The 7753-nt window shown below is 77.8% G+C and carries 9 protein-coding genes and 1 pseudogene; 8 read left to right on the forward strand and 2 right to left on the reverse strand.

Annotated elements, in window-relative coordinates; all coding sequences use genetic code 11:
* The first annotated feature begins 568 nt into the window (after nt 1–568).
* The 7 genes from CP968_RS33855 (at nt 569) to CP968_RS33880 (ending at nt 5064) form a co-directional block, all read left to right on the forward strand.
* Entirely contained in the window at nt 569–1375 is an 807-nt protein-coding gene (locus CP968_RS33855; protein WP_244330611.1) for an aromatase/cyclase, read from the forward strand.
* Nucleotides 1375–1560, forward strand: coding sequence for a hypothetical protein (locus CP968_RS35240; protein ID WP_244330612.1), 186 nt, complete (start codon nt 1375–1377; stop codon nt 1558–1560). Before CP968_RS33855 ends, CP968_RS35240 begins: the two co-directional genes overlap by 1 nt.
* Nucleotides 1561–1863: 303 nt before the next feature.
* Complete coding sequence (locus tag CP968_RS33860) at nt 1864–2634, forward strand: 4'-phosphopantetheinyl transferase family protein (protein WP_150521597.1); 771 nt, start codon at nt 1864–1866, stop codon at nt 2632–2634.
* Nucleotides 2635–3272: 638 nt separating this feature from the next.
* A complete protein-coding gene (locus CP968_RS33865) occupies nt 3273–3452 on the forward strand; it encodes a hypothetical protein (RefSeq protein ID WP_150521598.1) in 180 nt (59 codons plus the stop codon).
* A gap of 106 nt (nt 3453–3558) precedes the next feature.
* Complete coding sequence (locus tag CP968_RS33870) at nt 3559–3957, forward strand: hypothetical protein (protein WP_150521599.1); 399 nt, start codon at nt 3559–3561, stop codon at nt 3955–3957.
* Nucleotides 3958–4153: 196 nt separating this feature from the next.
* Nucleotides 4154–4690, forward strand: coding sequence for a hypothetical protein (locus tag CP968_RS33875; protein ID WP_150521600.1), 537 nt, complete (start codon nt 4154–4156; stop codon nt 4688–4690).
* Nucleotides 4687–5064 carry a hypothetical protein gene (locus CP968_RS33880; RefSeq protein WP_150521601.1) on the forward strand — a complete coding sequence of 126 codons (378 nt, stop codon included), beginning with the start codon at nt 4687–4689 and terminating at the stop codon, nt 5062–5064. Before CP968_RS33875 ends, CP968_RS33880 begins: the two co-directional genes overlap by 4 nt.
* Nucleotides 5065–5890: 826 nt before the next feature.
* Here the strand turns inward: CP968_RS33880 and CP968_RS33885 are convergent.
* Together CP968_RS33885 and CP968_RS33890 are read right to left on the reverse strand one after the other, a co-directional pair.
* Complete coding sequence (locus CP968_RS33885) at nt 5891–6712, reverse strand: AfsR/SARP family transcriptional regulator (protein ID WP_150516124.1); 822 nt, start codon at nt 6710–6712, stop codon at nt 5891–5893.
* 119 nt (nt 6713–6831) lie between these two features.
* A complete protein-coding gene (locus tag CP968_RS33890; RefSeq protein WP_150521602.1) occupies nt 6832–7125 on the reverse strand; it encodes a hypothetical protein in 294 nt (97 codons plus the stop codon).
* Nucleotides 7126–7502: 377 nt separating this feature from the next.
* Between CP968_RS33890 and CP968_RS33895 the strand changes: the two are divergent.
* Nucleotides 7503–7753 (forward strand): annotated as a pseudogene (locus CP968_RS33895) (hypothetical protein); the annotation flags it as partial.

Consider the following 7753-nt stretch of genomic DNA (forward strand, 5'->3'; position numbering starts at 1 on the left):
GCCTACGCCACCGGCCACTACGACCAGGCCCGCGCCCTGCTCGCCGCCCTCGCCGCGGACCAGCCCCGGATGACCTACCGAGGCCAGGTACGGCTGGAGATCCTGCGCCACCAACTGCTGATCCTCGACGGTGACCCGCAGGGCATCCAGGGCCTGCGCGACCTCGCCCAACAAGCCCAGCGGGACGCCAACATCGACCTCGCCGCCGAGATCTGGCGGGTCCTGGCCGACGCCCTCACCCCCACCGCCCCACCCGGCACCCCGCCCCGCCTCCCGGCCCCCTGCCGGCCGCCGCCCCCACACCCCGCCCGCCCCCCTGCACACGCCCCACCCCGCCCCGACCTCCTAGAACACCCCGCCCGGACCGTGCCGGGCAGGCCCACGGCGCCCCCCGGCCCCCGGCCCGCCGGGCCACCGCCCCCGACCCGTCCGCCCCTCGACCCGTCCCCCCGGCCCGTCCCCCCCGCTTTCCCGCCGGTCTCCCGGGTCCGTGCGGGGGTCGAGGGAGCCTCTAGCGGGGTGGTGCAGCGTGGGGCGCACCCGCACGGACGACCAGGGGAGGCGAGCGATGCCCTCGCAGCGCGTGCACACCAGCGAGCAGACGGCATCCGTTGCCGCCCCCGCCGACGTGGTGTACGGGCTGCTGGCCGACGCCGTGCGCTGGCCCCTGCTGCTGCCCGGCCCCGTCCACGTCGAACGCATCGACTTCGACGGCGTCCGCGAACGCCTGCGACTGTGGGACCTGCAGGACGGCCGCGTCCGCTCCTTCCACCTCCACCGCACCCTCGACCCGCACACCCGCACCGTGCGGTTCGAACAGGAGGACACCGCCCGCCCCGGCGCACCCACCACCGGCACCTGGACCGTCCACGCCCACGGCCCCGCCCGCTGCCGGCTCACCCTGGCCCAGGACCGCACCCTGGACGGGCCGCCCGCCGCCGCCACCGGACACAGCCGCGACCACTGGCAGGCCGAACCGGCCGCCCTCCTCGCCCACGTCGCCCAACTCGCCGAACGCTGGGAGCAACTCGACGAACTCCTGCTGTCCTTCCAGGACACCCTGCAGGTCACCGGCCCCGCCGAACTCGTCTACGACTTCCTCTACCACGTCGAGCACTGGCCCGACCGCGTCCCCACATCGACGCCGCCCACGTCACCGAGGACACCCCCGGCATCCAGCTCGCCTCCCTGGACACCTGCGCCACCCCCGACGGCCGCACCCTGGCCACCCGCTCGGTACGCCTGTGCTTCCCCGCCGCCGCACGCATCGTCTACAAGGAACTGGCCACCCCCCACCCCATCGCCGCCCACAGCGGCGAATGGTCCCTGGAGCCCCACCGCGACGGCGTCCTGGCCGTCTGCGCCCAGCAGGTGATGCTCCGCCCCGACGCCACCGCACCACCCGCCCCCGACACGGACCCGGACGCCGCCCGCGGACACCCGGACGGGGGAGCGGCCGACGTCCGCGCCCAGGTCCGCACCTGGCTGGGCCGGGCCGCCACCGACACGCTGCGCCTGGCCGCCTGGCACGCGCAGAACACGGTACGCCGACTGCGATGAGCAGCGAGCCGCGCGCGACGAGCACCGACAGGAGGAGCCCCCGATGCACCGGACGACCCACCACGCCGGGCCCCCCGCCCCGCCGGCCCGCCCGCCCCCGCCGGTCTGCAGGCGCCCGTCCACATCGCCGGACCGGAAGGCCCCTGGGAGGAACTCGCCGACCGGCTGGAGGACACCGGACGGGCCCTGCTCTGCACGACCTGGGGCCAGTGGCTGACCGCCGTCCTCCTGGACCCCGCACTGCGCCCGCTGCTCGCCGGGGACTGGCCGCGCTACCGGCAGACGCCGGCCGCGGCCGCCCGGATGCGGTTCGCCGTCTCGCGCGTGGTCCTCAAGTACACCGCCGCCACCGCCCTGGACGTCCCCCCGCACACCCTGGACCTGGCCCACCGCCCCGGCGGCCGGCCCGTCCTGCGCGGCGCCGAAGCCGGCGCCCGCATCGAGCTCGGCGTCGCCCACACCGGCGAACTCATCGCCGTCGGCGTCAGCCGCACCGGCCCCATCGGCGTGCACGCCGAACCGGCCGCCCGCGACCTGCCCTACGCGACCCTGCGCGACCAGCTGTGCACCCCACGGGAAGCCGCCGCCCTCGACGCCCTGCCCGCCGGCGAACGCCGCACCCGGCTGCTGTCGCTGTGGACCCTGCGCGAGGCCCACGCCCAGGCCCTGGGCCACGGCGCCCGCCACCGCATGCCGGCCCCCGCCCTCGGCCACGACACCCTCGGCCGGCCCTTCCTGCACACCCCGACCGGCCCCGACACCGACCCCGGCCACGACCCCCGCCCCGACACCGGCCCCGGTGCCGGTGCCGGTGCCGGGCGGCCGTCCGGGCCGTGGGAGGTGGCCGCCCACCTCGTCCAGGACCGCTACCTGCTCGCCGCCGCCCACCGCCCCCACCCCGCCCCCGCCGGCCCCGCCGGCCCCGCGGGCGCGGGCGGCGCCGCCCGCGCTCTCGACACCGCATCGCGGAGCACTGCAGGGCCGCTCAAGGAAACCGCCCCGCGGCCCGGCGGCGAACTACGCTTCCTGCGACCGGTCACCTCCGGCCGGGGCGAGGGAAGGCGGACGCCGTGAACGCAGCCGTGCACACGAGGCGACCGCCCCGGACGCCGTCCGCGCCCCGCCCGACCCGCCGTGCCGCCTGAACCGTGCCCGCGCCCCGGGCCCAGGCCCCCACCCCGCCCGCCGTGCCCGCCCGCCCGCAGCCCCCGCCCGGGCCAGCCGGTGACCGGCCGGCCCGCCACCGCCGACCCGGCCGCGCCCCTGACCGTGGTCCACCACCTCCACCCCGCCGCCACCCCCCGCACCGAACCCGCGGCCGCGGCGGGCGGACGCGGCCTGGTCCTGGACGTACTCGGCCTGTCCGACGACGCGGACGCCGAACGGTTCACCGCGCGGATCGCCGAAGGCCACCGCCGCTACCACGTCGCCCTCCAGCCCCACGGCCCCGGCCGGCACACCCTGCGCCTGCACCCCGCCCCCGGACCCCACCAACCCCCCTGCCGCGACGGGCTGCTGGACGCCACCCTGCTGGCCGACCTCCTCGGCCCCCGGCCCGCCGACGGCCACCCCTCGCCCTCACCGGCCACCAGCACGACCTGCTGCGCGAGGCCGTCACCACCCCCGGCGGCCCCGGCCTCTCCCTGCGCCAACTCCACTGGACCTGGACCGGACCACTGGACCGCGCCCGCTTCGACGCGGCCTGGCAGTCGGTGTGCGAACGGGAATCGATCCTGCGGGCCGCCCTGGACTGGACCGCGCAACCCCGCCTGGTCCTGCACCCGCACGCCGAAGTGGACATCGCCCACCACACCGGCCCCCACTGGCCGGACCTCCTCTCCCAGGACCGCCGACGCCCCTTCCCCTGCACCGCCCGCCCCTGCTGCGCCTGACCGTCCTGCACCCCGCCCCCCACCCCACACCCCGCACGCCCACACCCCGCACGCCCCCGCACGGCTGCTCCTGACCTGCCACCGCGCCCTCCTCGACGAACGCGGCGTGCGCCTGCTGCTGCGCGAGTTCTACCGCGCCTACCTCGCCGACGGCGTCCTGCCCGGCGGCGAACGCCGCCCCGACCTGCGCGACCACGCCCGCTGGCTGGCCCGCCAGGGCAGCGACGGCGCCCGCGAACTGTGGACGCGCACCGCACCCCCGCGCCACGCCGCGACCACCCCCGGCCGCCACCCCCACCCCGCCCCGGACCCCCACCGGCCCCCGGACCGGACGGCGACCCCGGCAGCGGGCGGCTGCGCCGACGGCTGGAGGAACCCCACAGCTCCCGACTGCGGTCCTGGGCCGCGGCCCGCGGCGCCGGGGAGAGCAGCGCCCTGCACACGGTGTGGGCCCTGCTGCTCTACCGGGCGGCAGCCGGCGGCGCCGGGCAACCGCTGCGGGTGAGCTTCGCGGTGCGCCTCTCCGGCCGCGACAGCACCGCACCCTCCGGCGCGGGCATCCCCGGGCTGCTCGGCGGCCCGCTGCCGCTGACCGTGCGGGTCGACCGGGCACAGCCGCTGTCCGCGCTGCTGCGGCAGGTCCGCGACGCCCTGCTGGACCTGTCCGCGTACCCGTGGGTGTCCCAGGACCAGATCCGCGCGTGGAGCGGCCGCACCGGCCCGGAGGAACTGAGCGAGTCCGTCGTCGCCTTCGAGACCCCGACACCCTCCCGGCCGCCCTGCGCGGCGAACTGCGGGCCCGGGGCATCACCGTGGACGAACCGCGCACCGCCGCCGAAGACGCCGCGCCCACCCCGCCCCTGGCCCTCACCGCCCGCCACGACGACACCGGAGCCCTGGTCCTGGACGCCGTCTACGACCGCGCGGTGTGGACCGACACGGACGCCCGCACCGTCCTGGGCCAGTGCCTGGCCCTGCTGGAGGCCCTGACCGAACTACCCGACCCCGACCCCGAATCCGACCCCGGCCCTGAATCCGACCCCGGCCCCGACGCCGGAACCGGTGCCGGGTCCGCACCCGGCCGACGCCCCCGCGGCGGAGCCGATCCCGCCGTCGGCCGGCTCCTGGACACCCTGGCCGCCGCCCCCGTGCCCGCCGCCCGCCCCCGCACCGGCCCGCACCGGCCCGCCGCCCCGCCCTGCGGACCCTGCGCCGCGGAGAGCCCGCCGCGGACGTGATCTGCCTGCTCCGGGTGCCCGGGGCGGCGGCCGGGGTGCCGGAGCTGTTCGTCCGCGGCCACCGGGGCCCCGAGACGGTCCTGGCCCTGGAACTCGACGGCCCGCCCGACGCGGCCGCCGCAGCCGCCGTCCGAGCCGCAGCCGGTGCCGGTGCCGGCGGCGGCCCGCACGGCCCGGGACGGCTGCTGCTGTGCGGGCACGGCCCCGCCGCGGGCGCCGCGTACGCCCTCGCGCGGGCGCTCGCCGGCGCCCACCGCGCCCCCGGGAGCGGGGGCGGCGCGGTGGGAGTGGTCCTGACCGGCCTGGCCGGCCCCGGCGACAGCGCCCGCGCCCTCGCCCGGGGCCTGGCCGCCTCGACCTCCGTACGCCCCTGACCCGGCCCCGCACCCCCAAGGCCCCCGCCGGCCGCCCGCTCGCGCCCGTACGGGACACCCGCGCCCGAACACCACGGCAGGGCGGGCAGGGTGTGGCCGTGTGGCCGTGCGGTGGGGAGCGGGGCGCGGGCAGCCCGCGCCCCGCACCCCCAAGGCCCCCGCCGGCCGCCCGCTCGCGCCCGTACGGGACACCCGCGCCCGAACACCACGGCAGGGCGGGCAGGGTGTGGCCGTGTGGCCGTGCGGTGGGGAGCGGGCGCGGGCAGCCCGCGCCCCGCACCCCAAGGCCCCCGCCGGCCGCCCGCTCGCGCCCGTACGGGACACCCGCGCCCGAACACCACGGCAGGGCGGGCAGGGTGTGGCCGTGTGGCCGTGCGGTGGGGGAGCGGGGCGCGGGCTGCCCGCGGCGGCCCGGCGGGGGACCGGCGCGGGGCCGGCGGGGGCCCGGCGGGGCGGGTGGCGTACGGGAGCGGTAAGCGCCCCGGACCGTACGCACTGCACGGACCGCCCGCCCGAAGCCCGAAGCCCCTGAGCCCGAAGGCGAGGCCTTGAGCCCGAAGTCGAGGTCTGAGTCGACGAAGCCCGGGATCGAAGTCCCTTGAGTTGGGCGGGTGTTGTCGGCGGGGTGGCGTGGCGGCGCCTCGTGCGGCGTGGCTGCGGTGGGGTGCGGCGCCACGGGGGCGGTCCCGTGCGGCCGGCCGGCGCGGTGCGGCGGGGCGTCGGGCGCAGCGCGGTGCGGGGCGCTGCGGTGGGGCCCGGTGCGGCCGTGCGGTCCGGTGCCGGGCCGGGGTGCGGGCCCGGCCGGTCGGAGCGGGGGAGGGGCGGCTCAGGCGGCGAAGAGGTCGAACGTCGAGGTGCGCCGGGGTCCGGCGAGGACCTCCAAGGCGGGGTCGACGGCGAGCATGGCCTGGTGCAGGCGCTGCAGCTGCGGTGAGGGCTCCACGCCCAGGTCCTCGACGAGGCGTCCGCGCAGCCGCCGGTAGACGTCCAGGGCGGTCGCCTGGCGGCCGGAGCGGTAGAGCGCGACCATGACCTGCGAGTGCAGCCCCTCGTGCTGGGGGTGACGGGCGGTCAGGTCGGTGAGTTCGGCGATCAGTTCGCTGTGGCGTCCCAGGCGCAGGTCGGCGTCGATGCGCCGCTCCACGGTGACCAGGCGGCTCTCCTCCAGGCGCATCACCTCGATGTCGAGGATCGGCCCGACCCGTACGTCGACCAGCGCCGGCCCCCGCCACAGGTCCAGCGCGGCCCGCAGCCGGTCGGCGGCCAGCTGGCTGTCGCCCGCCTCGTAGGCGCCCTGGCCCTCGCGGATCAGCCGTTCCCAGTCGTGGACGTCGACGCTGTCCTCGGGTATCTGCAGCAGGTAGCCGCCGTGCCGGGTGGCCAGGACCTCCTTGGCGCCGCCCGGCGCGTCGGGTCCCATCGCGGTCCCCAGGCGGCGGCGCAGCTGCAGGATGTACGTCTGCAGGGTGGTCAGTGCGCTCTGCGGCGGCTGGGTCCCCCAGATCTCCTCCATGAGGGTGGGCACCGGCATCACGCGCCCGGGATACAGCGCGAGCAGCGACAGGACCTGTCTCGGCTTGCCCGCGGTCGGAACGATCGAGCCGCCGTTGACCTCGGCGCTCAACGGACCCAGAACCTGAATCCTCATGGTCTCCTCCGTACTCGTCGAGTCCCCCGGCCGTTTTCGACAGTTGGCCAGGGAACTGCCCCCGATGCGGGCACGCTAGCCGGGGTGGAGGTTTTCCATCCCCTTCCTGTAGCCGCTCTCTAGCCGCCTTCCATCACGGCACGTCGAGCGGGTGCGGGGGCGCGCGTCGGGGCGTCGGCCGCACGGGCGGCCGGGGCGGCGCAGACCGGTTCCCGACGGCCGGTTACGGCCAGTCGATGCGCTGCGGGCCGGCCGGCGCCCCCGGGCCGCGCCCCGGCGCGGCGGCCCGGCGGCCGGGGCGACGGCCAGTCGATCCGGCCGCCGCCCTCGTCGGCCCCGGCGGCCCCCGCGGCGGCCAGTACGGCCGCTCCTGCCAGCGCGGCGGCGGCGGCGATGCGGGCGATGCTCCTCATGGTGACTCCTCTGTGGCAACAAGCCGATCCGGCGTGGCAACTCCTCTGCCAAGAAGATTGGCAACACCCGCTCGGAATTCGCTCAAAACCCGCTGGAGAACCACTGGACCCCCCACCCGTAAACCCCCCCCAACCCGCCCCCGCACCCCACCAGACCACCCTGCTACCCCTGTGACCTGCACCGCAGGGGATGTGACAGAAACCGGCCCGCATCTTGCCAATTTTTGCCGCATTCCCCGGACTTGAGTATCGCCGGAGCGGACATTGCCAAAAGTCCCGACCGCTGGGCAAGGTATTGCCAGCGTTTTGGCAACACAGGGAAAACCAGGGCCGGGCGAAACGTGCCGCGGCCCCCGCACGGGGGGAGGCCCCTGAAAATGAACACGCCGACGCACCACGCCCGGCACACGGCCCACCTGAACACCGCCTACGCCGGCCGGATGCCGCGGGCCGTGCGCGCCGTCCTCGCCGGGCGCACCGCCCACGACGACCGCCACACCGCCCCGCACCCCCGGACGGCCCGCCCCCCGCGAGAGGGCCCTCCACGAACTCCTCGGCCGCCTGCTGGGCGTGGCGCCGACGACACCGTCCTGGCCACCGGCGCGGCCCAGGTCTTCGACGCCTACAC

This window comes from Streptomyces subrutilus (genome assembly GCF_008704535.1).
In the GTDB taxonomy this organism is placed as follows: Bacteria; Actinomycetota; Actinomycetes; order Streptomycetales; family Streptomycetaceae; genus Streptomyces; species Streptomyces subrutilus.